Raw genomic sequence first — 26,977 nt, forward strand, 5'->3', positions numbered from 1 at the left:
AAGTTCTAAGTTCTAAGTTCTAAGTTCTAAGTTCTAAGTTCTAAGTTCTAAGTTCTAAGTTCTAAGTTCTAAGTTCTAAGTTCTAAGTTCTAAGTGAAATCAGCAGGTCGCTCTGCGACCGCTGATTTCACCTGACCACCTGACCACCTGACCACCTGACCACCTTATCTATATATCGGAAACTCCCTACAAAGCTCTACAACTAAATCCCTAGCAATTTTTTTGTCTTTCCTTATTAAACATTGATAAATGGCTTCGCCTATTGTTTCCATTTGCGCTTCTTTCATACCTCTTGCTGTTACTGTAGGTGTTCCTAGTCTTATGCCGCTGGTGATAAAAGGTTTTTCTGTATCGTATGGAACGGCATTTTTATTTGCTGTAATTTGCACTTCATCTAACATGGCCTCTGCATCTTTTCCAGTCAAGTGAATATTTCGCAAGTCCATTAGCATCAAGTGATTGTCTGTACCATTTGAAAGCAATTTAAATCCTTTGTCCATAAGTACTTCACTTAAAATCTTTGCATTCGCGACTACTTGTTTTTGATACACTATAAACTCATCGCTTAAAGCTTCTTTTAAGGCTACTGCTTTTGCTGCAATGATGTGCATCAATGGGCCACCTTGAGTCCCTGGAAAGACAGCTTTGTCGATCGCTTTTCCAAGTTCTTTTTTACAAAGAATAGCTCCTCCTCTAGGTCCTCTTAAAGTTTTATGAGTAGTCGTAGTTACTACATCTGCATATGGAATAGGGCTTGGATGAACTCCTGCTGCAACTAAACCAGCAATATGAGCCATATCTACCATAAATAAAGCGCCTACTTCTTTGGCGATTTTTCCAATTCTCTCAAAGTCAATTATCCTTGGATAAGCGCTTGCCCCCGCAACAATTAGCTTTGGTCTTGATTCTTTAGCAATTCTATCTAATTCTTCATAATCTAAAAGTTCTGTCTCTTTATCAACTCCGTAAGCGATAAAACGATAGTTAACACCTGACATATTTACTGGGCTACCATGAGTGAGATGCCCTCCATGAGATAAGTTCATACCCAGTACTGTATCACCTGGTTCTAGTAGTGCAAAATACACTGCTAAATTAGCTTGAGCGCCAGAATGGGGCTGCACATTAGAGTATTCTGCTCCAAAAAGCTTTTCAATTCTTTCTTTTGCTAAGCTTTCTGCAATGTCAACGTATTCACAACCCCCATAGTACCTTTTCCCAGGGTATCCTTCTGCGTATTTATTGGTCAAATGGTTTCCCATTGCCTGAATAACTCTTTCTGTAACTAAATTTTCTGAAGCAATTAATTCAAGATTTCCTTGTTGTCTTTTTAATTCCTTTTCCATAGCAGCATACACTTCTGGGTCAAATTCTTTAACTAATGGGAATTCTAACATTATTTAGCCTCCTAGTATAATTTGTCTTTTGATAAATGTTGAGCAATATGCCTTAAAGATTGATCGATACTTTTTATATATTCTTCCATTTTGTTTGTCTTGTCTCTCATTTGAAATAAAAACAAAGTTGCTACAAAAAAGAATATAAAGACCATAAAAGGACTTAAGAGTGTAGTCAAACTTGACAGGCTTAGTAAAAAATCATTAATTTGTATTTCCTCCCCTTTTCCGTCACCTTATTTTGATTAATATTACCATATTTTCATAAAGAAAAGAAGAAGAAATAGGTAATTTCAGAAGAAAAGTCGAACATTTTTTAAATAATCCAGTTTATCTTGCAGGTTTTAGTACTGTAGCCCGTAGTCACTAGCTTACATGTATTCCTTATGGGTCATTTAACTACCATCTTCGGCTTTCAACATAGACATTAGATTTTAAATAAATACCATCTGCATTTATCTACTTCATATTTTAGTTCGTATATTTTTTCCTCATTTTTTATTACGCTTTGACAGCGGTAAATGTACATGCGATTGCCTGCTAATTTTTCCTCATCAGCTTGAAGAATCCGATCTATTTTTACGACTTGTCTTTGATCCCCTTGTAAAAATCTAAACTTTATAGGTATAGGCATATCCATCTTTTTAAACCAAGCGATCATTTCGATTTCTTTTGCTATGACTTTCAACTTATACACCTCTTCATTGAAGCAAAGCTCCTTTTCATATTATGCTATAAATGACTCGACATCATCTTATACTCTTCTTCTCCTACACCTCCTGCTATAGGTTTTAAGCCTGAATGTAGAAAAGATCCTCTTATGACAGACTTTTTTCCATATTGCCTTCTCAAACAATCTACTGTTTCATCAATTCTTCTATATTTATCTAGAGATTTTTCATCAAAAATAGATATCTGATAAAATTCTCTGCTACATAACTCCGTAAGCCGCACCCCTAGGTGGCGAATGGGTTCTCCTTTCCAGGCTTCGTTAAATAGTTTTTTTACGTATTTAAACAACACATTAGTAGAATCTGTTGGGGCACATAAGGCGCATTGGTGAGAATAATAAGCAAAATCTTTATCTTTGATGGATACACTGACTACTCGGGCTAGGGACTTCTTTTTTCGAAGCCGCATAGATACCGTTTCTGTTAAGGAAAGAAGGATAAGATGAGCTTCTCTTTGATTGGTTACATCAAAAGCTATAGTCGTAGAATTTCCTACGCCTTTTTGCACCATGTCTTCTTCTCGAACAGGAGATTCGTCAATGCCATTAGCGTAATTCCATATGAGAACACCATGACTTTTTAAGTAACTTTTCATATGAGAAAGGTTCGCTTTTGCTAAATCGCCTATGGTACTGATACCTATCCTTTTTAATTTAGGTAAGGTTTTATTTCCTACCATAAACAAATCGTCTACTGGTAATGTCCACATTTTGCTTGCAATTTCATCTGAAAACAAGGTATGGACTTTATTTGGTTTTTCCAATTCCGAAGCCATCTTTGATAGCAATTTATTATGAGATATTCCGATATTTACTGTAAAACCTAATTCTTCTTGAATTCGATTCTTTATTTTATAAGCAGTCTTCAAAGGACTTCCAAATAGTTTTTCGCTCTCTGTATAGTCTAAAAAACATTCATCTACAGAGTACCTTTGAACTAAGTGTGAATACTCTTTCAATAAGTCAAACATACCATTGCTACATTTCATATACAATTCGTAATTAGGTGGCACAATGAGCAGGTCAGGACATTTTTGTCTTGCACTGTAAAGAGTTTCTCCTGTTTTGATTCCATACTTTTTTGCAGGAATAGACTTTGCCAAAATAATCCCATGACGACTTTTAGGATCTCCCCCTACTACAGAAGGTACATCTCTCAAATCTAAACTTTCCCCATGTTGCAATCTCCAAGTAGCCTCCCAACTTAGATAGGCTGAGTTCGCATCTATATGAAATATATTTCGATTTCTCATATTATTCCTTCTTTTTTTAATACATTATATCGAACATACGTTCTTTTTACAACGACTTTTTTATTGGTCAGTTGGTTCGTCGGACGAGTAAAACAAAAAACAGAAAGAGAAAGAACCAAACTCGCCTTTGGACGAGGAAATGCGTGTTTGGTTTTCTTCCACTTTCTGCTTTCGACTTTCTACTTTGAGCTTTTTATAATTATAAATTGTAAATTCTCAATTGCGCGAAGCGCATCATGATTTAGCACCTAAAACCTTGCCTTTTAATTCATTTAGAAGGGTAAATCCTAAAATCAATATTCCTCCTAGAATTTGTACTGGATTAATGGATTCACCTAGAATGGATACAGATACAAGAATGGCAACCAATGGGTCTATGTAACTTAAAATCGCCGCTTCCTGACCTTTTAAATCTTTTAAAGAGGAAAAATACATACAATAGGCTATCCCTGTATGAATGATTCCTAAGACAAGAAGATTAATCATTCCCAGGGTTCCAATACTTTCTATATGAATACCTGAAGTTGCCAATAGATAAGGTGTAAGGACTATAATAGATGCAATAAATTGTACTAAAGTTCGATCTACACCAGTAACATTTACAATAAATTTATTGAGAATTATGACCGTGGCGTAAAGTATAGCAGCACCTAAACCATAGCCTATTCCTACTAAATTCCCACTAGACTTTTCTACTCCGCCAATATTGATAATCATAATGAGACCTATTGTGGACATTATAAAACAGATGATTTGTTTAACAGTTAGTTTTTCTTTAAAAAACAGGGGGGAACTTGCCATAACTACTACAGGAGCAAAATAATAGCTTAGGGTGGCAATAGAGACTGTTGTGTAATGATAGGCTTGAAAGAGTAAAATCCAATTAAAGCCCATTGCCGCTCCTGAAACAAAGAGCAAAGGCAGGTCTTTTTTTATTTCTCTTAATGGAATTTTGTTCTTAGTAATGATTTTATATATCACAATAACCAAGGATGCAATAAATGCTCTAAATAGTGCAATTTCCCCTGTAGATAGGGGAATATTATTGACAAATATTGCAAGAGTTCCAAAGACGGTCATTGAAAATATGATTTTTAGCTTTGCTTCCAAATTACTTTTCACCTCACAAGAAAGTGCCTTTGCACTTTAGTTGCTAGTCATTAGTCTTTAGTCACTAGCATTTGGGTATTCCTTTTGGGTCAAGATCCTTCGCTTACGCTCAGGATGACTGAGCTAGAAGTTAAGGTTAAAAGTAGAACTTTGCTATTAAATAAGAAAGCGCCTTTAGCGCGTTGAATGATGGTTAAACGACAGTCGAACAATTGCTCAGCCATTGTTCAACTATCGTTAGATATCCATTTTCTCGCCTAAAGGCGAGGAATAATTCTAAATTTTCAATTGCGCGAAGCACTCATGGTAAGCCCCACCGGACAATGATCGGAGCCTAATACTTCTGAATAAATTTGGGCATCTACAAGTCTGTCTTCTAAGGATTTTGATGTGCAGAAATAATCGATTCTCCAACCTGCATTTCTTTCTCTCGCCTTTGTAATATAGCTCCACCAAGTGTAAGCATCTTCTTTGTCTGGATAAAAATAGCGGAAAGTGTCAATATATCCATTTTCTACAAGTACATCAAACTTAGCTCTTTCTTCATCACTAAAACCTGCACTCTTTCGATTAGACTTAGGATTTTTTAAATCAATCTCTTTATGAGCTACATTTAAGTCTCCACAAAAGATAATAGGTTTGATGGCTTCTAACTCTTTAAAGTACTCTAATATAGCTTCTTCCCAAGTCATTCGGTAGTCTAAGCGAGCTAGTTCTTTTTGAGAATTAGGCGTGTAAATAGTGAGTAAAAAGAAATCCTCAAACTCTGCTGTGATGATTCTTCCCTCTTTATCGTGCTCTTCTCTTCCCATGCCATACCGAACAGATATTGGCTCTGTCTTTGTAAAAATAGCAGTACCTGAATAACCCTTTTTCTCCGCATAATTCCAATACTGATGATACCCTTCTAACTCAAGATCCAATTGACCTTCTTGCAATTTGGTCTCCTGAAGACAAAACACATCTGCATCCACTTCCTTAAAAAAATCCATAAAGCCCTTTTTCAACACAGCTCGAATGCCATTTACATTCCAAGACACTAATTTCATATAACAACCACCTTTGTTGTTTTTAGTTTGTTTTAGCACTTTGTTGTAAGTTTTAGGTTGTAGGTACTTATGTCCCTTAAAGGGGACTTGTTTTTTTCCGCATTCCACATTCCGCTCTTAAGGTTTTCCTCGTCCAACCGACCCAAAAGACAGACCCTAAGTTTGCTCCTCTATTTCAACGCTTGTTGCATCATCCAGCGAGCTAGTGGGGCTGCTGATTCGCCTCCTGTTGAGCCGCTATTTTCTAAAATTACTGCCACTGCTATTTGTGGATCATCCGCAGGGGCAAAGCCAATAAACCAGGCATGGGATTTATCTGTATTATTTTCTGCTGTACCCGTCTTGCCTGCTACTTGAACTCCACTAATGGCTGCATTTTTTCCTGTACCTTTATTAACCACACTTTCCATCATAGAGGTCACTTCATTGGCTGTTTTCGCGGACATAACTGTAGATAATTCTTGTGGTTTTCCTTCTGTTCCTGTAAAACCTGTGATATTTTTTACTAAAATAGGTTTCATCATAATCCCATCATTGGCTATGGTAGAAACCATCATGGCCATGTGCAGAGGTGTGACTAAGAGTTCTCCTTGACCATAAGCAGTTACTGCTTGTTCACTTTTATTTAGCTTTTTACTAGGAAAATAACTCTTCTTTAGAGAAATCTCAAAATCAATAGATTGATTGAATAATAACTTTTCTGATAATCTTCTCAAATCTCCGTCGCCTAAAGCTACGCCTAATTCTGCAAAAGCTACATTGCTTGAGTAAGTGAGGGCTTCCTCTAAATTAATATTTCCATAGGCTTTTGCACCATAATTTTTAATCTCTTTTCCACCTATAGTAGTAACCCCTTTATCTTCAAAAGTAGTATCTCCTAGCCCGTTTTCAATGGCTGCGCTAGCTACAACCGTTTTAAAGGTTGACCCTGGCGGATATAGACCTTGAGTTGCTCTAGGTAGTAAAGGAGTATTTTCAGATTCTACAATAGAAGTCCAATTTTTTTCTAAAGTTGCGCTATTAGGATTGTAGTCTGGCTTGCTTACCATAGCTAGGATTTCTCCTGTTTTAGGGTTCATAACTACAATGGCTCCTTTATTTTCACCTAATAATTCTTGTCCTAAGGACTGCAATTCATGATCAATAGTCAAGTACAGATTATTTCCCTTGGAAGTCTGCCCCGTAATTTGATTTTTCAAATCGATAACGGGTCTTAATTCATTGATATTTAATAAATACTTATTGTAAGACGCCTCCAATAAAGCTTTTCCATAAGTCTTGGAGCTATAACCAATAATATGGCTGTACGTATTTTCATATGGGTAAATTCGCTTCTGTTCTGCTTCTTCTCCTTCTCTTTCGGAATAAGCAATAATTGTTCCATTTCGATCGTAAATATTTCCCCTTAAAACTGCATCTTCATATTCGCTTAACCTTTGATTGTAGCTATTAGATACAATTTGATCTTTTGTGAAAATTTCAAAATAGGTTAAATAAGCTATTAGGGAAAAGAATAGTACGCTTATGGCAATTAAAGATAAGATAATCCTCTTATTGGTATTCATACTCCGCCTCCCTCGATGTCCTTAGAAATACCCTGTAATATGCCTAATGCGATAAAGCTCGTAGTTAAGGAACTTCCTCCGTAACTAATAAAGGGTAAAGTAATTCCTGTTAAGGGAATGAGTTTGATAACGCCACCTATAATAATGAAAGTCTGAAAAGCAAATATTAAGGTAATCCCTAATGCAATAGCTTTATAGAATGTATTTTCAACAGTTAAAGCAATCTTAAATCCCCTATATACTAAAATATAGTAGAGCATAATGACCCCAACGCCACCTAAAATGCCCATTTCTTCACAAATAGCCGAAAAGATAAAATCTGTTTCTACCTCTGGAATATATCTGGGGCTACCGAGGCCTAAACCTCTACCAAAATAATCACCAGAGCCTATCGCAAAGAGGGATTGAGTAACTTGATAGCCCTTTCCAGCAATGTCTTCCCAAGGATTAAGCCACACATCAATTCGAACTTGAATGTGATTAACGAAAAGTACTCCTAAAAGGCCTCCAATAAAGGCAAGAGCAATATTTCCCAAAATCACCTTCCAATCATTTTCAAAGACAAACAAGAGCACAATGTGAATTAAAAAGAGTAAAACAGCTCCACCCCACTCTCTTTGCAATACAAAGAACACTAAAAAGACATAAGATACAATAGACAGCATAATATTATTAGGTATTTTAATGTCCCTCTCTTTAATTGTAAAGTTAGGCATTTTAATGTTTTTTTCTTTAATTGTAAAATCGGGCACTTTAATATCTCTTTCTTTAATTGAAAAGCTAGGCACTTCAAGAACATCCGGTTTTGCATAATAACAGGCTAAAAAGAAGACAAAGATAATCTTAATATATTCTGAAGGTTGAACGGAAAATCTTCCAATTCGAATCCAGTTTGTAGCACCACTTATATTTCTTCCAAATAGTAAAGTTAAAAGAAACAAAGCAATAGCTAAACCTATATAGAAGTAGGTGAGTTTGTTCCAAAACTTAATATTAGTAAAGACAAAATAAGTCAGCAAGAAGAGGATAATCCCTCCTGCAAACCAAATAATTTGTTTTGTCCCTAGCTCCGGGTCTAGGCGAAAAATCATAATCAGACCAATGCTACTTAACATAGCAACAATTAAAAATAAGTATAGATCCCCCCATTTTTTCCATCGTAGGAGAAAGTAGACAAAATAAATCATGGCAATCATAATAAGACAAGTAAGCAATACAGTCTTGCTTGGATTTCTTAAAAATAATAGTCCAAAGGCCAGAAGATTGAGAAAAACAATAAAGTAAATGGGTCTATAGCGGTTAAAAATCATCATTCTTCTTCATCCTCATATTCCGTTTCATCCACAAAAATAAAATCCAACTGGCCTAAGTGAATCTTATCTCCGTCTTGTAGTAAAACAGGTTCATCTCCAAGCTTTTCATCATTGACCAAAGTCCCATTGGTGCTGTCTAAATCTTGCACAAAACATTGATCCCCTTCAAAAGTAAAAGAGACGTGTTTCTTAGAGAGAAATGGATCTTGAATGGTAATTTCATTTTTATTGGACCGCCCTATGGTTTTATTCCTATCTAAATCGTAAGTATCAAATGTTTTAAAGTTTAATTTTTCTCTTCGATTCATTAATTTTAAATAAGGCACCTTTTCATCTTCATTTCTACGATACCCTTTCATATAACTAATATCCAAATAAATCATGCGAATAATAGAAAAAATAAAAAGATAGATAATGATGACAAAAAGATATTTAAACACAGTAGCGATAATTTGATAAGTGTCTCCTAAAAAATCATATATTCTGAGCAGTATTTCGTACATATAATTTACTACCTCTTCTTTAAATTATTTACTTACCATTATATTACAAGCCTTGAAGGGATACAACTTTTAAGTTGTAAGATATCCGTTCTATGCCCTATGTAAAAGCATTTGGGATGACTATCTTGGTTTTAAGTTCATATTAAGTTCTATGTTCTAAGTTCTATGTTCTAAGTATTAAAGCGATCTTCGGTGACATAAGTGTATATTAATAAAACAGATTCTTACATTTTTATTAAATAAAAATAAAGTCAAAGTATCTCCCTATTATTAGAAGGTACTTCGACTTTAAAATTGTTTATTCTGGCCACAAAATCTATATTTTCTACGTGACCTGCGGTGACTTAGGTGTTTTTAAATAGAAGCTACACCACATAACTATTTCGCGCTTGAAGTATTTGTTGCAATAGAGATCTTGTCGATAGTTACTGAAGTTTCCTTGTTTACGATATTTTGTATTTGTGCTGCTTGTGCTGTTGTCAATTGTTCTGCATCTACTACTACATTTACATATCCATCATGAATAAATACGATTGCATCGTTAAAGCCTTTTGAACGAATTAGATTTTCGATGACCATCTCTTGTTCACTTATTTTCACTAAACTAATCGCTTCTTGTTGTGCTAGATTTTTTGTCTCTTTATCTCCATCTTCTGATTTTGATATTTCTTCTAACATTGCAACATGTTGACTTCTACTTTGATCTCTCTCGATTTTGTAATCAACAAAGAATTCATCCGTCACAGCCATATTTCCAGTCATGATTTCATTTTCTGTCTCACTACTAACTAATTCTGCATTAATAGGTGCTTCTTCTGTGTTTACCTGGGCAGTGTCCGTATCCTTTTTAAAGAACATTTGGAAGTTAAGGTATCCTACAAAAACTAAAACTACTACCAAACCTAAAACCATTAAATTCTTGCTTCTTTTCAATTGAATAACCCCCTTGATTATTTTTAAATTTGTCTTATATATATTATTTCTTTCTTGAGTAAATCATAACTTTATGAGAAGGCAAATCAAGTACATTTTCCACACATTTTAAAAGATTGTATTTTATATCTGGATTAGAAGCACCGTCCGCCACTACGATGACTCCTTTTATACTTGGATAATTCTCAGTGATAATTAAGGGTTCATTAGAACCATTTTTATTGACCATAATTGCATTTAGATTTTTTTGACTTTCTTCAATAACTCTTTCACCTCCCTGATTGTCATTTTCAGTTGTGGTATTATTGGATTCTTGAGTGTTATAAGCGATTTCTTTTTTGTCTAGGCTTTCAAAGGTGATCATGACATCGATATTTCCTACACCCTCTATCTTCCCTAGAATACTCTTTAAGTCTTTTTGAATAGAAGACTGGTAATCGGATAAAGGTTGTGAGCTTGTGGTTTGTACCACTTCTTGTTGTTCAGCCATGTTTGCGCTTGTCCCTTTAGGATTATCAGCACTTCTAAAAAAATTTGAGACCAATACCATAACTACTCCGATAATACAGATCAATCCAATATTGAGCACTTTTTCTTTTTCGTTCATGTTCCTTATCTTGTCAATCATTTTTCTTATGTTCTCTTCTAATTTCACGTTTATCCCCCTTATCGTTATTTTCTCTCACTAATACTTATATTCTCCGACTTTAAATTATAGAAGTTCAAAAAGAAATTTTTTATATCTTTTGTTGTTTTTTCATCGATCGTTTCCTTTGTATTGTCTTTTTCAATTTCAATCTTTTCAACAGGATTAATAACAGAGTCGTCTTCTTCCGTCAATAAGATTACCTGCGCCTTCTTTAAAGTGCCAAAATCATCTTGATTTAAATCTTCGTAAATTTCTAAATTTACTTCTACTTTTAGATTAAAATTTTCTCCTATATTTTGCTCTATGTTTTCTGATAACTTATCTTTGTATAATTGAACCGTTAACTCTTTCTCATTAGCTGTAATTTTCTCATCTGATAGAGGGTCCATTTGACTTACTGTATTTTCTTTCATAATCAAATCGTGTTTTAACATGAGATTTTGCAAATAAAAATCCGTATTTAATACATTGGTAAAGGGCTGAACCATTGCCAATACAACAATAAAACCTGTAACGATCTTTACGTATTTTCCCATAGATTTGGGAAGAATTAAGTGAAGCAGCGTCACTGTAGCAGTGATGATGACAATATTCTTCAGCCATATGGAAAATGCATTCATTTTTTCACCTACCTATACATAACCGTCATATCGCCTAGTAGTATGATAATGCTGATCATCAAAAAGAACATGACCGCTACAACTAAGAGACAGGATAATATCAGCATAATATATGTACCTATTTCCGTAAGGCATTTCACAATACGCTCGTCAGATATGGGCTGAATAATAGCAGCTGAAGCTTTAAACATTAAAGATAATACGAACATCTTCATTATAGGAAAAGCGATAATTCCTACGATAATCAGTAAACCGACGATTCCTACACCATTTTTGATTACATTAGCAGCGCTAGCGATAGTATCCATAGAATCTGCTAAAAATCCTCCAACAAAGGGCACAAAATTATCTATAGCGTACTTTGCTGTTTTAGAAGATACCCCGTCTAATGTAGTCATGGCAAACCCTTGTATAGACACTACTCCTAAAAACAAAATAAACAAAAAACCTAATATGTATAAAGCAATATCTTTTAATAGTTTTGCTAAATTAGATAGTTTAACTTCCTTTGACAAATGATCGATTAAAGTAATCACTGCAGAGGCTAGAATCAACGGATAAATCACATTGTTAATGGTCGTTCCTACAAAAGTTACTACATAAACAATGACAGGGCTTAAAACGGCGCTACTGGCAATTGCTCCAACAGAGGCTAATAACAAAATAAGCGCAGGGATAATAGCCTGTATTCCGCTTACCATTTCGTCAATAGTGGATGATGCCAAACTGATAGAAGATCGAAAACTACTAGCAGCCAATCCAATCAAGACAAAATAGATGACATAAAACGCAATATTACCTACTTGACTCTCACCAAAAGAAGAGGAAATATTGTTGAGCACAGCGGCTAATATTGAGAGAAAAATGATTTGAGCCAGCAAACTTAGAGAAAGAGAAATCTCTTGAAAGAAAATGCTCTTTACCCCCTCTAATATGGTATCAAGGCTAAACTCTAATTCACCTTTGACAAGTGCTGCAATAAAATCTTTTACACTTGTATAATGTAAGTATTTCTCTAAACCAGCGCTATCATAAATTTGTTCTAAATTTCCTATATCGTACTTCTCGTATATTTGATCAGTAAGTTCTCCTAGAGTATTGGACTGCTCTAAGGCCAATACTCCACTTGTCCCAGATAGTAAAAGGACAAGCAATAGGATTGTTATTTTCTTTATCATAAGCTTCTCCTAAGGTATCAGATTGATAATAAAATCGATCAGCGAAAGGACAATCGGAACGGAAAGATACACGATAATTACTTTCCCTGCCAATTCTATTTTCATCCCGATAGAATTTTCTCCAGCATCTTTACATATTTGAGCTCCAAATTCCGTTATATACGCTATGACAATGACTTTTAAGATAATTTCAAAGTAGCTATTATCAATATCCGTCTTGCTCCAAAGAGAATGAAAGCTCTGTAAAATGGGTCCTAAATAAGAGTAAATAACAAATAAGATAATGACTCCAGTTGCTACAGCTATAAAAATTTGATATTCGGGATTGTACTTTTTAATCAGTACAATAAGTAAAGTAGCGACAATACCTATAATTGCAATTTGAAAGATATCCATATTTTGATCCTCTTCTAATAGAGTTGAAATAAGGATTTAATGGCATCAAATAAGTTTGAAATCATAGTAATGACCATCATCAGAACAATAACTACACCAGTGAGAGAGACCATATAAGCCATCTCATCTTTTTGTGCGTTCTTTAACAGCTGATTCAATACCGCTACTACGATTCCAATTGCAGCTACTTTGAATATCATTTGTACATCCATAAGCTCACCTCTAAATTATAATGATTGTAATAAATAAACCTACTATAATACCTAACTGACTATACAACTTGATATACTTTAATTTATCTTCTAAAGCTAAGGTCAACTGAGTATGTAAGCGATCCTTTACTAGGGCAAAATACTTTTTCTGATTTTCAGTATCTGTGGTGCCTAAGACATTGCCAAAGTATAAGAGGATGTCTAAATCTTCCTGTTTTAAATACAGAGAGCCTTTATTCTGATCTAATTCATCTTTCCAAATAACGCACAAGGGCTCATAGCCATAATCTGTAATGCGCGACAAAACATTTTTTAGTATTTTGTCAAAAGGTGGATTGACAATAGGGATTAGAGAATGGAAAATCTCCATTATAGGTGTAGAGGTATAACATATCTCTGTTTCAAAGTACTGGACAATACCTTGAAAATCTAGTATTTGTGAGTACCTCTTAGCAAAACGATTGGCTTGTAATCGACCAAGAAGGCAGGAACTTATAAACACCAGAAGAGCTCCTATACATTTAAGATACATGTTCTAGTTCCTCTTTTTTAAAGAGCTCGTTTACTTCTATTACCTTAGACACTGTTCCTATACCATTTGAGTTGTCTAGAAAAATAATCTTTTCAAATAATTTATCTTGAATCATTTGAGCAATATAGGGTCTATTGAGCAGCTCTTCCATACTTGCACCATGTACAGTGGTAATCATTTTTATTCCAGCATTTAAGGCTTCGCGAATAGCGATTAAGTCTTCTTTAGAACCGATCTCATCTGTTACAATAATTTGTGGAGACATAGAACGGATCAAATTGATGATGCCTGCTCCCTTTGGGCAGCAATCTAATACATCTGTGCGAATCCCCATATCGTTTTGTGGGATTCCCCTGTGACAGCCTGCGATTTCGCTTCTCTCATCTACTACGCCGATTTTTAGACCAGACCGGCCATTCCCCATACTAAAAGCTCGAACTAAATCTCTTAAAATTGTTGTCTTTCCGCTTTTAGGAGGACCAGCTATAAGGGTATGATAAATATCGTTTTCATCTCTTTGAATAATCTGAGCGACTGTTCTAGAACAACCCTTTACTTCTCTCATGACGCGATAATTCAAACCATTTACGTATTTAATCGTCTTTACTTCCCCGCCTTCTAGAACTACTTTTCCTGTAATACCTACCCGGTGCCCACCTCTTAAAGTGATAAATCCCTTAGACAGTTCTTCTTCAATAGAATACAATGAGTATTGGCTGAGCAATTGCAAAGAATTATGTATTTCCTTTTCTTTTACTATGTAAGCTTCTTTTACACTTTGGACAATTTCTCCGTGATCATTAATTAAAAAATCTTCCTTCATTTTGCAAACCATAAGAGGGTTGTTCACTCTTAATCTGATTTCGTCAATTCCTAATAAAAAGGTCAAAGGCAGTCTGCTTAAAATATTTTTAATCTTTAAATCCATTCCTTTGAAAATAACTTCATTAAAATCTTGAATTAATCTTTGGTTTGACATATTAATTCCTCCTTGTCCTTAATCTATATTTATTAGGCTAGGACAAGAAATATAACCTTTATTTTTTAAAAAAGCTATCAGCATTTTAGTTCTAAGTTTTACGTTGTAAGCTCTATGTAAAAACTTTTAGGTCGCAAATGATGATTGTTATGTCTGATTATTAGTATTTGAACAATGACTTTATCGCAAAAAATAAGAACAGGTTTATATCCATGGATATAAACCTGTTCTTATTGTCGTTGATTATCAATTCAGCCTACTTAAACATGAAACTCCTCAGCAAATGGTTTTACTTAGAACATAAAACATACAACTTAAAACAAAAAGCGCCAAAGGCGCTTTTTATTATTCGTGGTCGTGGCAATCACAATCGTCGCCGCAGTCACATTCTGTTGTGTCGATTTCTACTATGTGTCCACAATAAGGACAGTCTATTTCGAAATCTTCTTCCTCTAATTCATCGAAATTGGTAATGAAATCTTCTCCGCAATGTGGGCATTCTACTTCATAGAAGTCATCATCATCGTCATCTAAAAAATCCAAACCGTAAACTTCGTCTTCGACTTCCATAAGATCCTCGTCGACTAATTCTACATAATCTTCTAAATCTTCGTAGGCGTCATCAAGGCCTGCTAAAGCATCCGTTATATCCTCAAGAATTTCAACAATCTTCACGAGGACTTTTCCTTCTCTTGAAGAATCTTTAATCTCTAGGCCATCACATAAACCCTTTAAATAAGATACTTTTTCGTTAATGTATTCCATTTCCAATTCCTCCTTTACACTTTTATGCAAGTATGCATATTCATTATACCCCAACTTCTAGGGTAAACATACAAATATTTTATAAATAAATATTTGTATGTACTCATTTACATTGTAGCGTTGACGGGAAAGTGCCTCTGGCACTTTAGTCGCTAGCATTTAAGTATTCCTTTTGGGTCAAGATCCTTCGCTTACGCTCAGGATGACTGAGCTAGGAGTTAAGGTTAAAAGTAGAACTTTCCGAATACACAAGAAAGCGCCTGCGACACATCAGCAGCCAGCAATCAGCTACCAGAACTTTGTATTCCCCTGGGGTCAAAGATCCTTCGCTGGCGCTCAGGATCACGTGGATAGTAAATCTTCTAGGCTACCATTGGCAGCTAAAATGCTGATAGCTGACTGCTGGTGGCTGCCTTTCTAGACTCTCTCCATGTATTCGCCTGTTCTAGTGTCAATACGAATCGTATCTCCTTCATCTACAAATAATGGCACTGTTACTACTGCGCCTGTTTCTAATGTAGCAGGTTTGTTTGCACCTGTAGCTGTATCTCCTTTAAAGCCTGGTTCTGTTTCTGTAATAACTAATTCTACAAAGTTAGGAGCTGATACGGAGAAAGCTTGTCCCTTGTAGAATTTAATAGTAGCATTCATGTTTTCTTTTAAGAATTTGATTGCTTCTTCTACTTGGCCGTGATTTAATGGGATTTGCTCGTAACTTTCTAAATCCATAAAGTAATATAAATCCCCATCTTTGTACAAGTATTGCATTTCTTTTGTCTCAATATGCGCTTTTGGATATTTTTCAGAAGGATTAAATGTTCTTTCTGTAGTTCCCCCTGTAATTACATTTTTAATCTTAGTTCGAACAAAAGCAGCACCTTTGCCTGGTTTTACATGTTGAAAATCAATAATGACGTATACATTGCCATCCATTTCAAATGTAACACCTTTTCTAAAATCACTTGCAGATATCATACTTTATTCCTCCAAATTCAACAGTTTTGCGTGAAACAATGAGCCAAGCGAAAGCAAAGCTTTCAAATGAATACAATGCATTCATTTGGCGAATTTCTTCAGTACTTATGACTACTAATTTTAATAGCTTGCTAATACGCAATAAATCACTAATTAATATTAACATAAACTTCCTATGTAATCCATAATTAATTTTCATAATTAAACCACTTTTAACTTATTCTACACACCTAGGGTTGATCTATATTATTGCTAATTTCACTGTTATCATCTATACTTTGGTTTTTTTCTTCAACAAAAGGATTCGATTTACCATAGGATTTCCCCTGAACAAAATCGTACTGAGTCCATTCTGGATCATTTTCCTTAAGAAGAGCAAATGCCACTAGCCCTATAGTGGCATGAATTTTTCCTTCTCTATTTTCGTAGTGGACTCTTGTGACTTCAAGTCTTCTCTCATTACCATACAAATCTTTTAAAAAAGAATCTACCTGCTCATAGGTTCCTACAAGCGTCACATTTATATCCACTTTTGATAATATAGCGCCATCTTCATAAACCTGTTGCGAAGCTTTTTCTAAGGAACCAAATTCGATAAGATTATAGGATACTCCAGAATTTTTTTGCAAATTAAGCAGATTCATATACAAATCAGGGAGTTTCATACTTGATGGAATCTGTTTTTTAGCTTTTGACCATTGTTTATCTACATCCTTCAATTGCTTACTACTATAAAGGAACTCCATTTCACTACATTCTAATTCTTTTTCTTTTATAAATTGTCCATGCTTTTGAAATTCTTGAAATTTAGGCCAAAACAAACAAAAAAAGTACAAACTAAATATTCCAAGAAACAGCAGTAACCCTAATAAAACCTCTTCCCTTCTACTTAGATTCAAATTCTTCTCCTCCATTTGATCCGTATGAAAAAGTAATTTCAAAGCGAATTTGATTCTCATAAGCCGCAGAACGAATCCGTATATTGTGTGCTTCTTCTAATTGATATAAATTTGCAGCTAGCTCAGCGATTCCTTCTTCCTTGCTTGCTATTCCACTTATAATCATATTTCCATTTTCTCCTCTTTGACTCGTAAATGTAACACCCATAGGAACTAACCCTTCTAATCTCTTGATTAACTCGTAAAAATTGGTTGTGGATTGATTTCTTTCATGAATCATTCCCTTAATAAGATTGATTTCATTACTCTTTATAGAAATTTCCTGTTTTAAACCCTTCACGTCTCCCATAGATTGAATTTGTTCGTCTATTTGTAATATCTTATTTTGCAAATGGTAGTCTAGTGCAAACAGAGCAAGATACAAAATTCCCATAGTAAGGAAGAGAACAAGGATGATCTGAACCTTCTTTTTTCTCCCTAAAGCCATATTTGTTAGCATTTCCTCAGGAAGCAAGTTAATATCCATCATGATTTTTCTCCCTTCTCACAAGAGCACCTATAGCATTGGCTAAAAAGCTAATGTGATTTGCAGAGTGTAATTCTTTAATATATATACTATGTAAGGCAAAAAGGTACTCTGTTTCTACTTGAAGTGCATTCTCAATATATTTTTTACAGATAGGCATAAGAGAACCTCCACCTAGCAATAAAATATACCCTATCCTTTTATCTTTACACATAGATTCAAAAAATCCCATTAGCTGAGTTAATTCTTGTATTATTTCTAAGAGCAGATTATTTACCTCTTCCTTTCCTTTAAATTCTTCTTTTTCCATAGAAGAGAACGGATTATCTAATTTCCACTCTTCTGCTTCTTGAAAACTCATATGAAAATCTTTGGCAATAGCCTTTGTAAAATCCCTGCCACCTTTATTTAAAATCTTGTAAATGAAAATCTTCTTGCCCTCTATAAACGTAATTGATGTTTTTTCATACCCCATATCTAAAACAGCTATATTCTGATTTTTAAGAACGGTTCCATTCATTTTGCGCATATAGAAATGATCGTGGCATAGTAATTTAGAAATAGCATTAGGCTGAACATCTACTACATTAACTTTAAGCCCTGCTTTTGAAAAACAGTCTAAATAGTCGGTAACCGTTTTCCGTTCTACTGCAATGCCTTGAACTTCATACATGATGAAGGTGTTGTTTTCTTCAGAAGTTTCTTTGTATTCTCTAATTACCACTCCATCTACGATGTAATTTTCTATTTCATCAGGCAGTAATACAGACATTTCAAATTTTACAGCTTGACGAACTTCACTTAATTCCATTTTAGGCAATTGAAAAGTTCTAAGAATTATGTCCTTAGAGGAGAGAAGTAGTCGAATATCACTAGCTTTGATTTTTAACTTACAAAGTTCTTCTGAAAGGCCTTTCTTATCCACAACCTTTCCTTCTTGTACTATGTCTTGCGGTATATGAAATATACGGTAGTGCTCGATATTTATTATTTCTTCCTTTATATATCCCTTTATAATCTTTATGGTACTCGAACCTACATCAAACACCACTGTATGACTTTCTTTACGAAACACTCTATTCACCTCTACACTAAGCCTATCCGTTTTATTTTGCTTGCTATTTATGAACCTTACTGCAAGATTTCAAGCCTTAGAAAATGCCTTTATATCTCGCTCCACTTTAACAGATTGATTCTATTTTTTCGCTCATTATGTAACAAATCTGTAGACAGATAAGGCGTGATTTTTTCTAGTGCTTCTAAATCGTAGTGCAATACACCTTTAAAACAAGCCTCTTCCTTTAAATCAAGGAGCATCATACTTCCTTTTATTTCTCCCTGTATCTCTGTTACTCCCGTATCCATTCCAAAAAGGAGCATGGACCCATGTAATTTTGCACTGCTTGTCATATAAACCTCTTTTACGCAATCTAAAACAACAAATCCCTCAAAGGTACAATCATCCATGATAAAAGCATCTGCCTCCTGTACAATATACAGCTCTCTAGTATTGTCTCCTATAGGAAAAGTATCTTTGTTCAAATATATTGTCTCTCCTGGAGCATTGATGAAAGACACATTTTCCTTAAAATTTTCTACTAACCATGTTACGTAATCTTCACTATTGTAGGGTTGACAATAAGGCAAGTGAGAGTCTACAAAAGAATTGTACTGAGTGAATCCTTCATTTCCTCTTAGAACCACAGTATCTCCTTTTACATCTAGAGAGCGCTTCTTAAAATCATCAGATTTATTTACAATTAAGTCTTTTGTGATCCCTATAATGCCAGATGAAGTTTCTGGAATATCAATCGTATTCATACTATCAATAATCATTTTTCCATTGCAATACAAGACGTATTTTTTTAAATCTAATAAATTTACTTTTCCACTAGGCGCCTCAAGGATTGCTTCAAAATCTCTTCGAATAAGATGGGATTTTCCGTATATTTTGATCTTTTTTCTATTCTCATTAGATTCTACGACCTCATACCCATACTCACCGCCCTCAACCACAGTAGAAGATAAACCTCCTAAAGCATCCCAATCTGAAGATAAAATAGAAAGGGCTTCTTCCCTTGCACCTAAAGCTAAATAACAGGCTCTTTGATAGTGATCATAATTCTCTACAGACCGAAATTCATAAAGAGCTAAAAAAAGCATCGAAAACAATACAATACTTATAAGCATCATAATGATAATAATCGTAAAAAGAACAGCGTATCCATCCTGCTTTTTCATGGTAATCCCCCTAATTAATTACAGTCACTTGTCCTAATACGGAGATGTCCTTTTGCAATCTGGCCTTCTTTTCGCCTTCTGAGACTTCAATCGTAAGCTGAATGGTTTTACTGTCTATATAAGTTATAAAAAAATTTTCGATTTTATTAGCTATCTGAGACTTGCTCCCTAGCCCTATATCTTTTAAGTCTGAATGGGTCTTAGTTTTGTACAAAATCTTATTTGTCAATGTATAATAATTGTAGTACTCTGGAGTCTCTATATCTCTTAAATAAACTGTACCTTCTACTACATAAATTCTAGACGTATTACAAATCTGCTTTTCCAGCTGTATGGATAAAAAACGCAATTTTTCCATAGATGTAATATCTTCATAAAGATTTTCGTAACTACTGTACTGAAAATGAAAGTGGTAAAAAACAGCGCCTAGTATTAAGGTCATTAAAAATAAACTAATTATTAGTTCAATCAAAGTAAAGCCCTTATTTAAGGTACGTATATTTGAGTCCATAATTTCTTATACCGGCTTTCTTCAAAGATTATTTGTACTTTATATAAGCCTCGCCTGGTTGTTTCTTGTAAGTCGATTATATAATCGCCTTCAGAGTCTTTTGCATTTTCAACAATAGATGAAACCATTTCAACACTTAATTCTTCTCGATCGCATTCATTCATTGCAGACTTAATCTTTTCTAAGGAATTTTCGGCTTTTGTCAACACTTCATATCGATTTTTAGAGATGGTATAGCTTTTGTAAGCAAACTGCGAAGCAGTTAAAAAGCTAAAACAAAATACAGAAAAAACGCAAATAGACACAATTACTTCAATTAAAGTAAAAGCATCCTGCCTTTTCATTATTCTTCCTCCTTAATATAGATTCTGCCTGTCCCAATTTGTACCACGATAGTCCTCTTATTTCCTTGTCTATTTTCAAAAACAAAATGCCCCCCGAGATTGACTGTACCTGTAGGATGAAAAGTTAGGTTTTTTCTAAAGTACGTATTTGAAGTGATTAAAATAGAATCCTTAAATTCTATTTTTTCTGCTTGAGCGGTTGCTTCAGCAATATATATGTAGATTTTATCTTCATGTATATTAACTCTACGTGCTTTTCCATCCATTATAGCGTCATTTCGCGCATTCAAAAGAACTTGATGTACTTCCCTACACTGAGTTTTTAGATTTTGATTGTCTATAAAGTTTTGTAAACCTTTACTATTAAGGAAAACCATAGAAAGAATAATACCTAAAATCCCAACAGTAACAATCATTTCGATCAAAGTAAAAGCCTTCTCATCCTTCAAAACAAACACACCCTATTTAGTTCTAAGTGAAATCAGCAGGCCGCTCTGCGGCCGCTGATTTCACCTGACCACCTGACCACCTGACCACCTGACCACCTGACCACCTGACCACCTGACCACCTGACCACCTTATAAACCTAGATACCAACTAATAATATCGCTCCCCCAATACATAGAGATAAAAGCTGCTAGAGCAATCCAGGGTCCAAAAGGGATGGCATCTGTTTTGTCTTTTATTCTTGTGGCTAATAAAAGGATTCCAAAAATGCCTCCTAAAATAAAAGATAAAAATAGGGTTAGCAAAGATAATTTCCAACCTAAATACAATCCGATTACGCCCATAAACTTTACGTCCCCAGGCCCCATACCCCTCCCCTTTGTAAGTAAAAATAGGATAAGTAACGGAACTGCTCCTACAAATGCACCTAAAAAAGAATCTCGCCATGAAATAAAAGGCAAAAACACAGTAAGTAGAACAAATGCAATGAGTCCAAACAACAGTATTATATTAGGTAAAATAAAATGGTCCATATCGATGAATGTATTTATTATAAGCATACAGCCAAGTACTAAATAGGCCACCAACTTTTGATCAATACCTACTGCAATATATGTAAAAAGAAATAATCCTCCAGTCAACAATTCTACAAAGGGATATCGATACGAAATTTTAGAGCTACAATATCTACACTTACCTTTTAGAGCAATCCAACTAAGGATAGGAATTAAATCTAAGGGTCTCAATCTACTATCACAATTACCACAATGAGACGGCGGCGAAATAATAGACTCTCCTATAGGGATTCGGTAAATGATCACATTTAAAAAACTTCCAATAATCGTTCCTACTAAAAATACATAAAAAAAATCCAAAATATAGCCTCCTTAGACAATCCCAATATAATATTACCACGATTAAACTCTAATAAACAGCAAAAATGTAAAAATATGGTTTATTTTTCCAAAAAACAAATACTTCTCTACAATACTATTTTCAATTAATAATATACCCTACTTTTTTTATCTTGTATATTTATTGAAAGTATAATTATCACAAATTAAACTTATCGAAATAATACGTTTTTTATTGACATTAGGAAAATATAGTATTAATATATTATAAAACATATATATTTACTACGTTAAGGAGGCAACATGAAATGAGTTCACACGAACACAACCACGGTCACCACCATCATCACCACCACAACGATTTCCACGACTATAATGAGGCTATCAAAGAATATAAGAAAACCTTTCCTTCTAAGGAAGATGTCTTAGAACACACACCTGATCCAGCTGTAAAAGAACTTATTCATAATATGGAGAAAGTCGGACTTGAAACAGTATTTGATCGTTTCGATGCCCAAAAACCTCACTGTACTTTTGGTATGGCCGGAATTTGCTGCAAAAACTGTAATATTGGACCTTGTAGAATTACAAAAAAAAGCCCTAGGGGTGTCTGCGGCGCCGATGCCGATCTAATTGTATCTCGTAATTTACTTCGATGGGTAGCAAGTGGAGTTGCTGGTCATGGATATAGAGGTAGAGAAAGCATGCTTGCCTTAAAATGGGTTGGAGAAGGAAAGTTAAACTTGCCAATTCTAGGACCTGAAAAACTTAAAAAATCAGCTACTACACTCGGCATTGATATCGAAGGAAAGTCCATTAAAGAGCTTGCTGTTCTCGTTGCAGATATTTTACTTGAAGATTTATCTAGAACTGTTCCAGATAAGCACAAGACTATGCATGCCTTTGCTACTCCAGAAAGAGTAAAAGTTTGGAAGGAGTTAGATATTCTCCCTATTAGCGCATATCACGAAATAACAGACGCACTACATAGAACAACTACAGGCACTGATAGCGACTGGAAAAACATCATGCAGCAATTATCTCGATGTGGCCTTGCATTCTCATGGTCCAGCGTACTAGCTTCTTCTATTGCCATAGATAGCTTGTTTGGTTTGCCAGTGAGAAGTACGGTAAAATGTAATGTTGGAGCATTAAAAGAAGGATATGTAAATATCGCCCTTCACGGTCACTCTCCTCTTCTCGTCAGCGAGATCGTAAGACTAGGAAAAACAGAGGAATTTGATGCTTTAGCAAAAAAACATGGAGCTAAAGGAATACAGTTTTACGGTATTTGCTGTTCTGGTTTGTCTTCTATGTATCGATACGGAGGAGTCATTCCACTTTCTAATGCCATCGGTGCCGAATTAATCGTGGGAACAGGTGCCCTTGACCTTTGGGTTGCTGACGTTCAAGATGTATTCCCTGCTATTATGGAAGTTGCAAATTGCTTCAAAACTGTAGTAGTAACTACAAGCGATTCTGCAAGATTGCCTGGTGCGGAGCATTATGCTTATGACCATGAGCACTCTAATATTGCTCAAACGGAAAATTTAGCTAAAAAAATCCTTACTCGTGGAATTGTAAGCTTTGCAAATAGGAGAGATATACCTGTAACGATTCCTCAGTATGAAGTCAATGCAGAAGTTGGATTTTCTCTTGAAAATATCATAAAACAATTTGGCAGTATTGAACCTATCGCACAAGCTTTAAAGACAGGAAAAATCAAGGGAATTATTAATCTAGTAGGCTGTAATAATCCTAGAGTTTTATATGAAAAAGCGATTACAGATATTACATCAAAGCTAATAAAGGAAAATATTCTCGTTCTTACAAATGGATGCGCATCCTTCCCACTTCTAAAATTAGGATACTGTAATAAATCCGCTTTAGAACATACAGGTAGCCAGCTAAAAGAATTTTTAGGATCAGACCTTCCACCTGTATGGCATATGGGAGAATGTCTTGATAATGCAAGAGCTTCTGCGCTTTTTAGAGCCCTAGCAGATGCTTGTGGAAAAGACTTAAAGGATATGCCATTTGCCTTTGCAAGCCCTGAATGGTCAAACGAAAAAGGCGTTGCAGCTGCATTAAGCTTCCGTTTACTAGGGATTAATTCCTACCATTGTGTAGAGTCTCCTGTACAAGGATCACCTAATGTAATGAAATACATTTATGAAGATACAAAAGAAACCATCGGTGCAGTCATGGTCGTAGATGTAAATCCAGACAGCTTAGGCAATAAAATTATCGAAGATATTGAAGCAAAACGAGAAGCATTAAGCTGGAGTTAAGCTTAGGAGGAAAAATGAAAAAGTTTATCTATTTAATCATCATTGCAATTCTTATCATCAGCCTTTCTGCATGTTCTAAAGAAAAAAATGCGCCAGTTGATGAAGGAAATCCTATAAAAATAGGATACCTCCCCATAACCCATGCCCTTCCTCTTTTCATTCAAGAGGATGGGGCTAATCTAAAAAGTGCAAAGTTGGAATTAGTCAAATTTGGGTCTTGGGCAGAATTAGTTGAAGCCTTAAATGCTGGAGAAATTGACGGTGCAAGTATGCTTGTTGAACTTGCTATGAAGTCAAAAGAGCAAGGAATTGGCTTAAAGTCTGTGGCCCTAGGCCATAGAGATGGAAATGTAGTTGTGGTCTCTGAAGAAATAAATAAAGCTTCTGACTTAAAAGGCAAAACCGTGTCCATACCGAGCAAGCTTTCATCTCACAATATCCTCTTGTACCAGATGTTAAAGGAAAATAATTTAAAACTATCCGATGTCAATGTAGTAGAGCTTCCTCCAGCGGAAATGCCTGCAGCCCTTTCAGATGGAAGAATATCAGCATATATCGTTGCAGAACCTTTTGGAGCCATATCCATATCTCATGGTAGCGGGAAAGTTTTATACGACTCACAAGAATTATGGCAAGATTCTTTATGCTGTACTTTAGTTCTTAGAGATGAATTTATAAATAATAATAGGTTAGTTGCTGAGGAATTTGTAAGAGAATACGTAAAAGCAGCAGAAAAAGCCGAACAAAAAGATAAAGATGTATATGAAGTGTCTTCTAAATACATGAAGACAAAAAAAGATGTATTAGAATTATCCCTTAAGTTTATTTCCTATAAAGACCTTGCTATAAGAAAAGAGGAATACCAAGTTCTTACAGATTACATGAAAGAAATGGGCTTATCTGAAAATCCCCCAGCTTATGAAGATTTTATCGATAATTCCTTAATACAAGGTGAATAGCATGAATATCATAAAAAAGTCATTTCATGTACTAGTGAGCATTTCCGTACTCGTGGGTATTTGGCAGATAGTCTGTGCAACAGGAAGGTATGAGCCTTCCTTGTTGCCTTCCCCTATGGATGTTGTTAGGAGCATGAAAGAATTATTGGAAGATGGAACTTTGATTCTTCATATTCAAGTCAGCATGACAAGGTTTTTAATAGGGTATATTACGGCTTCCATTGCTGGTATTGTGTTAGGCCTTATATTAGGATGGTATCAAAAACTATGGGCGTTTATCGATCCTATTGTTCAAGTCTTAAGGCCAATATCTCCTATTGCATGGTTTCCATTTATCGTCCTTTGGTTTGGAATTGGAGATGCTCCTGCCATAGTGATTATCTTTATCGCAGCATTCTACCCTGTACTTTTATCTACTGTAAACGGCATACGTAAAGTAGACCAAGTTTACTTAAAAGTTGCGCAAAACTTTGAAATGAATCAGTTCCAATTACTTACAAAGATCGTCTTGCCTGCTGCCTTCCCAATAATCGCCAATGGCCTACATATGGCTCTTGGATCTTCTTGGGTCTTTTTAGTAGCTGGTGAGATGGTTGGTGCTCAGTCAGGTTTAGGTTATTTAATTATTGACGCGAGAAATTCACTGCGATTAGACCTAGTATTAGCTGGAATCATATTTATCGGCTTATCTGGCCTTATTTTAGATATGATTATTAAAAAAGTAGAAAAAAACATAGAGAGTAAGTGGGGTGTTCAAAATGGATCAAAATAATGAATCCTTTATTACCATAGAAGGGGTTACTAAAAACTATCCTAGAAACGATAAAACCCAAAGCCTTGCTCTAGATAAAGTGGATTTATCTATTAAAAAAGGTGAATTCATTTGTTTATTAGGGCCTAGTGGCTGTGGAAAGACCACTCTTTTAAACCTCATTGGAGGTTTTAGCAAACCCACTACTGGTAAAATCCTTATTGATGGAGAATTAGTAGATAAACCATCTGTTGACCGAATCACCATATTTCAAAATTACGGTTTACTTCCCTGGAGAAGCGTTATTAAAAATGTGGAACTAGGACTAGAAGCAAAAAAAATCTCTAAAGAAGAGCGAAAAACTATCGCTGAAGAATATCTAAGCTTAGTGGGCTTAACAGACTTTTCAAAACATCATCCAAGTGAGCTCTCTGGAGGTATGCAACAACGAGTTGCCATTGCAAGGGCATTAGCAGCAGACCCTGACATTTTACTTATGGATGAGCCCTTTGGCGCATTAGACGCCATGACACGAATGGGCATTCAAGATGAAATTCAAAGGATATGGAGCGAAAAAAAGAAGACCATTATCTTTGTCACACATGATATCGAAGAGGCTGTTTTTCTAGCAGACCGCATCGTCATCATGACCCCTTATCCAGGCAAAGTCAAAAGCATCTTAAAGGTGCCTTTAGCAAGAAAAAGAGATCGAACCAGTATAGATTTTCTAAAGATTCGAGATAAAGTTTTTAGCGAATTTGAATTAAAAGCTCCAGATTGTACGGAATACTATTTGTAATAATAGCGACCAGCCACCAGTATTTTGGGGTCAAGATCTTTCACTTGCGCTCAAGATGACTGGGTAGGAGTTAGGCTCAAAAGCAGGACTTTCCTAGTAGATCAATAGAGCACGAGGTTTCTCGTGCTCTTTACATATTTATATATATTAGAAACGTTCTGTTTTTTAACTTAGCCATTATTTAAGTCAGCTTTAT

The 26,977-nt window shown here is 35.1% G+C and carries 31 protein-coding genes; 4 read left to right on the forward strand and 27 right to left on the reverse strand.

Annotated features, from left to right (window positions below):
• Positions 1-164 precede the first annotated feature (164 nt).
• The 27 genes from DES36_RS06340 to DES36_RS06470 form a co-directional block, all read right to left on the reverse strand.
• On the reverse strand, positions 165-1,397 hold the full coding sequence (locus DES36_RS06340) for a serine hydroxymethyltransferase (RefSeq protein ID WP_113920394.1): 1,233 nt from the start codon (positions 1,395-1,397) through the stop codon (positions 165-167).
• A gap of 427 nt (positions 1,398-1,824) precedes the next feature.
• Positions 1,825-2,085, reverse strand: a complete 261-nt coding sequence (locus tag DES36_RS06345; RefSeq protein WP_113920395.1) for a hypothetical protein — start codon at positions 2,083-2,085, stop codon at positions 1,825-1,827.
• 44 nt (positions 2,086-2,129) lie between these two features.
• Positions 2,130-3,380, reverse strand: a complete 1,251-nt coding sequence (locus tag DES36_RS06350; RefSeq protein ID WP_113920396.1) for a DNA polymerase Y family protein — start codon at positions 3,378-3,380, stop codon at positions 2,130-2,132.
• A gap of 234 nt (positions 3,381-3,614) precedes the next feature.
• The gene (locus DES36_RS06355; RefSeq protein WP_187387050.1) at positions 3,615-4,490 is read right to left on the reverse strand and encodes a DMT family transporter; all 876 of its coding nucleotides are present in this window, start codon (positions 4,488-4,490) and stop codon (positions 3,615-3,617) included.
• A 284-nt stretch (positions 4,491-4,774) separates the two neighbouring features.
• The gene (locus DES36_RS06360) at positions 4,775-5,539 is read right to left on the reverse strand and encodes an exodeoxyribonuclease III (RefSeq protein WP_113920398.1); all 765 of its coding nucleotides are present in this window, start codon (positions 5,537-5,539) and stop codon (positions 4,775-4,777) included.
• Between the two features lie 170 nt (positions 5,540-5,709).
• Positions 5,710-7,104 (reverse strand): peptidoglycan D,D-transpeptidase FtsI family protein, encoded by a 1,395-nt coding sequence (locus DES36_RS06365; RefSeq protein WP_113920399.1) that lies wholly within the window; start codon positions 7,102-7,104, stop codon positions 5,710-5,712.
• Positions 7,101-8,417 carry an FtsW/RodA/SpoVE family cell cycle protein gene (locus tag DES36_RS06370; RefSeq protein ID WP_113920400.1) on the reverse strand — a complete coding sequence of 439 codons (1,317 nt, stop codon included), beginning with the start codon at positions 8,415-8,417 and terminating at the stop codon, positions 7,101-7,103. Before DES36_RS06370 ends, DES36_RS06365 begins: the two co-directional genes overlap by 4 nt.
• The gene (locus tag DES36_RS06375) at positions 8,414-8,920 is read right to left on the reverse strand and encodes an FHA domain-containing protein (protein ID WP_113920401.1); all 507 of its coding nucleotides are present in this window, start codon (positions 8,918-8,920) and stop codon (positions 8,414-8,416) included. The genes DES36_RS06370 and DES36_RS06375 overlap by 4 nt, the downstream gene beginning before the upstream one ends.
• Before the next feature lie 378 nt (positions 8,921-9,298).
• Positions 9,299-9,853, reverse strand: coding sequence for a SpoIIIAH-like family protein (locus DES36_RS06380; protein WP_113920402.1), 555 nt, complete (start codon positions 9,851-9,853; stop codon positions 9,299-9,301).
• Between the two features lie 43 nt (positions 9,854-9,896).
• Complete coding sequence (gene spoIIIAG, locus DES36_RS06385; RefSeq protein WP_113920403.1) at positions 9,897-10,508, reverse strand: stage III sporulation protein AG; 612 nt, start codon at positions 10,506-10,508, stop codon at positions 9,897-9,899.
• 17 nt (positions 10,509-10,525) lie between these two features.
• A complete protein-coding gene (locus tag DES36_RS06390) occupies positions 10,526-11,122 on the reverse strand; it encodes a stage III sporulation protein AF (protein WP_113920404.1) in 597 nt (198 codons plus the stop codon).
• An 8-nt stretch (positions 11,123-11,130) separates the two neighbouring features.
• Positions 11,131-12,300, reverse strand: a complete 1,170-nt coding sequence (gene spoIIIAE, locus DES36_RS06395; protein ID WP_113920405.1) for a stage III sporulation protein AE — start codon at positions 12,298-12,300, stop codon at positions 11,131-11,133.
• 9 nt (positions 12,301-12,309) lie between these two features.
• On the reverse strand, positions 12,310-12,696 hold the full coding sequence (spoIIIAD, locus tag DES36_RS06400) for a stage III sporulation protein AD (protein WP_113920406.1): 387 nt from the start codon (positions 12,694-12,696) through the stop codon (positions 12,310-12,312).
• Positions 12,697-12,710: 14 nt separating this feature from the next.
• Positions 12,711-12,908 carry a stage III sporulation protein AC gene (gene spoIIIAC / locus DES36_RS06405; RefSeq protein WP_113920407.1) on the reverse strand — a complete coding sequence of 66 codons (198 nt, stop codon included), beginning with the start codon at positions 12,906-12,908 and terminating at the stop codon, positions 12,711-12,713.
• A gap of 10 nt (positions 12,909-12,918) precedes the next feature.
• The gene (locus tag DES36_RS06410) at positions 12,919-13,440 is read right to left on the reverse strand and encodes a stage III sporulation protein AB (RefSeq protein ID WP_113920408.1); all 522 of its coding nucleotides are present in this window, start codon (positions 13,438-13,440) and stop codon (positions 12,919-12,921) included.
• Positions 13,430-14,419 carry a stage III sporulation protein AA gene (gene spoIIIAA / locus DES36_RS06415; RefSeq protein WP_113920409.1) on the reverse strand — a complete coding sequence of 330 codons (990 nt, stop codon included), beginning with the start codon at positions 14,417-14,419 and terminating at the stop codon, positions 13,430-13,432. Before spoIIIAA ends, DES36_RS06410 begins: the two co-directional genes overlap by 11 nt.
• A gap of 345 nt (positions 14,420-14,764) precedes the next feature.
• On the reverse strand, positions 14,765-15,184 hold the full coding sequence (locus DES36_RS06420) for a CD1247 N-terminal domain-containing protein (protein WP_187387048.1): 420 nt from the start codon (positions 15,182-15,184) through the stop codon (positions 14,765-14,767).
• Positions 15,185-15,601: 417 nt separating this feature from the next.
• Positions 15,602-16,159 carry an elongation factor P gene (gene efp, locus DES36_RS06425; protein ID WP_113920410.1) on the reverse strand — a complete coding sequence of 186 codons (558 nt, stop codon included), beginning with the start codon at positions 16,157-16,159 and terminating at the stop codon, positions 15,602-15,604.
• Entirely contained in the window at positions 16,143-16,358 is a 216-nt protein-coding gene (locus DES36_RS06430) for a hypothetical protein (RefSeq protein WP_113920411.1), read from the reverse strand. The genes efp and DES36_RS06430 overlap by 17 nt, the downstream gene beginning before the upstream one ends.
• 31 nt (positions 16,359-16,389) lie before the next feature.
• Positions 16,390-17,058: a type 4a pilus biogenesis protein PilO gene (gene pilO, locus DES36_RS06435; RefSeq protein ID WP_170128209.1), complete on the reverse strand. Its 669-nt coding sequence runs from the start codon at positions 17,056-17,058 to the stop codon at positions 16,390-16,392.
• Complete coding sequence (locus tag DES36_RS06440) at positions 17,045-17,587, reverse strand: PilN domain-containing protein (RefSeq protein WP_113920413.1); 543 nt, start codon at positions 17,585-17,587, stop codon at positions 17,045-17,047. Before DES36_RS06440 ends, pilO begins: the two co-directional genes overlap by 14 nt.
• Positions 17,574-18,659 carry a type II secretion system protein GspL gene (locus DES36_RS06445; RefSeq protein ID WP_170128210.1) on the reverse strand — a complete coding sequence of 362 codons (1,086 nt, stop codon included), beginning with the start codon at positions 18,657-18,659 and terminating at the stop codon, positions 17,574-17,576. The genes DES36_RS06440 and DES36_RS06445 overlap by 14 nt, the downstream gene beginning before the upstream one ends.
• An 89-nt stretch (positions 18,660-18,748) precedes the next feature.
• Positions 18,749-19,825 (reverse strand): hypothetical protein, encoded by a 1,077-nt coding sequence (locus DES36_RS06450; protein ID WP_113920415.1) that lies wholly within the window; start codon positions 19,823-19,825, stop codon positions 18,749-18,751.
• 10 nt (positions 19,826-19,835) lie between these two features.
• Positions 19,836-20,336, reverse strand: coding sequence for a PulJ/GspJ family protein (locus tag DES36_RS06455; protein WP_113920416.1), 501 nt, complete (start codon positions 20,334-20,336; stop codon positions 19,836-19,838).
• Positions 20,312-20,680 (reverse strand): type IV pilus modification PilV family protein, encoded by a 369-nt coding sequence (locus DES36_RS06460; protein ID WP_113920417.1) that lies wholly within the window; start codon positions 20,678-20,680, stop codon positions 20,312-20,314. The genes DES36_RS06455 and DES36_RS06460 overlap by 25 nt, the downstream gene beginning before the upstream one ends.
• The gene (locus DES36_RS06465) at positions 20,680-21,129 is read right to left on the reverse strand and encodes a type II secretion system protein (RefSeq protein ID WP_170128211.1); all 450 of its coding nucleotides are present in this window, start codon (positions 21,127-21,129) and stop codon (positions 20,680-20,682) included. The genes DES36_RS06460 and DES36_RS06465 overlap by 1 nt, the downstream gene beginning before the upstream one ends.
• 129 nt (positions 21,130-21,258) lie before the next feature.
• Positions 21,259-22,002 (reverse strand): prepilin peptidase, encoded by a 744-nt coding sequence (locus DES36_RS06470; RefSeq protein WP_242981719.1) that lies wholly within the window; start codon positions 22,000-22,002, stop codon positions 21,259-21,261.
• 287 nt (positions 22,003-22,289) lie between these two features.
• Between DES36_RS06470 and cooS the strand changes: the two genes are divergently transcribed.
• From cooS to DES36_RS06490, 4 genes are read left to right on the forward strand one after another with little or no spacing between them, the layout of a single operon-like run.
• Positions 22,290-24,272 carry an anaerobic carbon-monoxide dehydrogenase catalytic subunit gene (cooS, locus tag DES36_RS06475; RefSeq protein WP_113920420.1) on the forward strand — a complete coding sequence of 661 codons (1,983 nt, stop codon included), beginning with the start codon at positions 22,290-22,292 and terminating at the stop codon, positions 24,270-24,272.
• Between the two features lie 14 nt (positions 24,273-24,286).
• A complete protein-coding gene (locus DES36_RS06480; RefSeq protein WP_113920421.1) occupies positions 24,287-25,231 on the forward strand; it encodes an ABC transporter substrate-binding protein in 945 nt (314 codons plus the stop codon).
• Position 25,232: 1 nt separating this feature from the next.
• Entirely contained in the window at positions 25,233-26,003 is a 771-nt protein-coding gene (locus tag DES36_RS06485) for an ABC transporter permease (protein WP_113920422.1), read from the forward strand.
• Positions 25,990-26,781, forward strand: coding sequence for an ABC transporter ATP-binding protein (locus tag DES36_RS06490; RefSeq protein ID WP_113920423.1), 792 nt, complete (start codon positions 25,990-25,992; stop codon positions 26,779-26,781). Before DES36_RS06485 ends, DES36_RS06490 begins: the two co-directional genes overlap by 14 nt.
• Positions 26,782-26,977 lie beyond the last annotated feature (196 nt).

Source organism: Alkalibaculum bacchi (assembly GCF_003317055.1).
GTDB lineage: Bacteria > Bacillota > Clostridia > Eubacteriales > Alkalibacteraceae > Alkalibaculum > Alkalibaculum bacchi.

Excerpts from the sequence above, each read along its gene's own strand:
- DES36_RS06490 (WP_113920423.1), top strand. The coding sequence starts at position 25,990 with ATGGATCAAAATAATGAATCCTTTATTACCATAGAAGGGGTTACTAAA.
- efp (WP_113920410.1), bottom strand. The coding sequence starts at position 16,159 with ATGATATCTGCAAGTGATTTTAGAAAAGGTGTTACATTTGAAATGGAT.
- DES36_RS06460 (WP_113920417.1), bottom strand. The coding sequence starts at position 20,680 with ATGAAAAGGCAGGATGCTTTTACTTTAATTGAAGTAATTGTGTCTATT.
- spoIIIAD (WP_113920406.1), bottom strand. The coding sequence starts at position 12,696 with ATGGATATCTTTCAAATTGCAATTATAGGTATTGTCGCTACTTTACTT.
- DES36_RS06360 (WP_113920398.1), bottom strand. The coding sequence starts at position 5,539 with ATGAAATTAGTGTCTTGGAATGTAAATGGCATTCGAGCTGTGTTGAAA.
- DES36_RS06390 (WP_113920404.1), bottom strand. The coding sequence starts at position 11,122 with ATGAATGCATTTTCCATATGGCTGAAGAATATTGTCATCATCACTGCT.
- cooS (WP_113920420.1), top strand. The coding sequence starts at position 22,290 with ATGAGTTCACACGAACACAACCACGGTCACCACCATCATCACCACCAC.
- DES36_RS06375 (WP_113920401.1), bottom strand. The coding sequence starts at position 8,920 with ATGTACGAAATACTGCTCAGAATATATGATTTTTTAGGAGACACTTAT.
- DES36_RS06455 (WP_113920416.1), bottom strand. The coding sequence starts at position 20,336 with ATGGACTCAAATATACGTACCTTAAATAAGGGCTTTACTTTGATTGAA.
- DES36_RS06480 (WP_113920421.1), top strand. The coding sequence starts at position 24,287 with ATGAAAAAGTTTATCTATTTAATCATCATTGCAATTCTTATCATCAGC.
- DES36_RS06350 (WP_113920396.1), bottom strand. The coding sequence starts at position 3,380 with ATGAGAAATCGAAATATATTTCATATAGATGCGAACTCAGCCTATCTA.
- spoIIIAA (WP_113920409.1), bottom strand. The coding sequence starts at position 14,419 with ATGTCAAACCAAAGATTAATTCAAGATTTTAATGAAGTTATTTTCAAA.
- DES36_RS06420 (WP_187387048.1), bottom strand. The coding sequence starts at position 15,184 with ATGGAATACATTAACGAAAAAGTATCTTATTTAAAGGGTTTATGTGAT.
- DES36_RS06440 (WP_113920413.1), bottom strand. The coding sequence starts at position 17,587 with ATGATGGATATTAACTTGCTTCCTGAGGAAATGCTAACAAATATGGCT.
- DES36_RS06485 (WP_113920422.1), top strand. The coding sequence starts at position 25,233 with ATGAATATCATAAAAAAGTCATTTCATGTACTAGTGAGCATTTCCGTA.
- DES36_RS06430 (WP_113920411.1), bottom strand. The coding sequence starts at position 16,358 with ATGAAAATTAATTATGGATTACATAGGAAGTTTATGTTAATATTAATT.
- spoIIIAE (WP_113920405.1), bottom strand. The coding sequence starts at position 12,300 with ATGATAAAGAAAATAACAATCCTATTGCTTGTCCTTTTACTATCTGGG.
- DES36_RS06450 (WP_113920415.1), bottom strand. The coding sequence starts at position 19,825 with ATGAAAAAGCAGGATGGATACGCTGTTCTTTTTACGATTATTATCATT.
- DES36_RS06410 (WP_113920408.1), bottom strand. The coding sequence starts at position 13,440 with ATGTATCTTAAATGTATAGGAGCTCTTCTGGTGTTTATAAGTTCCTGC.
- DES36_RS06340 (WP_113920394.1), bottom strand. The coding sequence starts at position 1,397 with ATGTTAGAATTCCCATTAGTTAAAGAATTTGACCCAGAAGTGTATGCT.
- DES36_RS06365 (WP_113920399.1), bottom strand. The coding sequence starts at position 7,104 with ATGAATACCAATAAGAGGATTATCTTATCTTTAATTGCCATAAGCGTA.
- spoIIIAC (WP_113920407.1), bottom strand. The coding sequence starts at position 12,908 with ATGGATGTACAAATGATATTCAAAGTAGCTGCAATTGGAATCGTAGTA.
- DES36_RS06370 (WP_113920400.1), bottom strand. The coding sequence starts at position 8,417 with ATGATGATTTTTAACCGCTATAGACCCATTTACTTTATTGTTTTTCTC.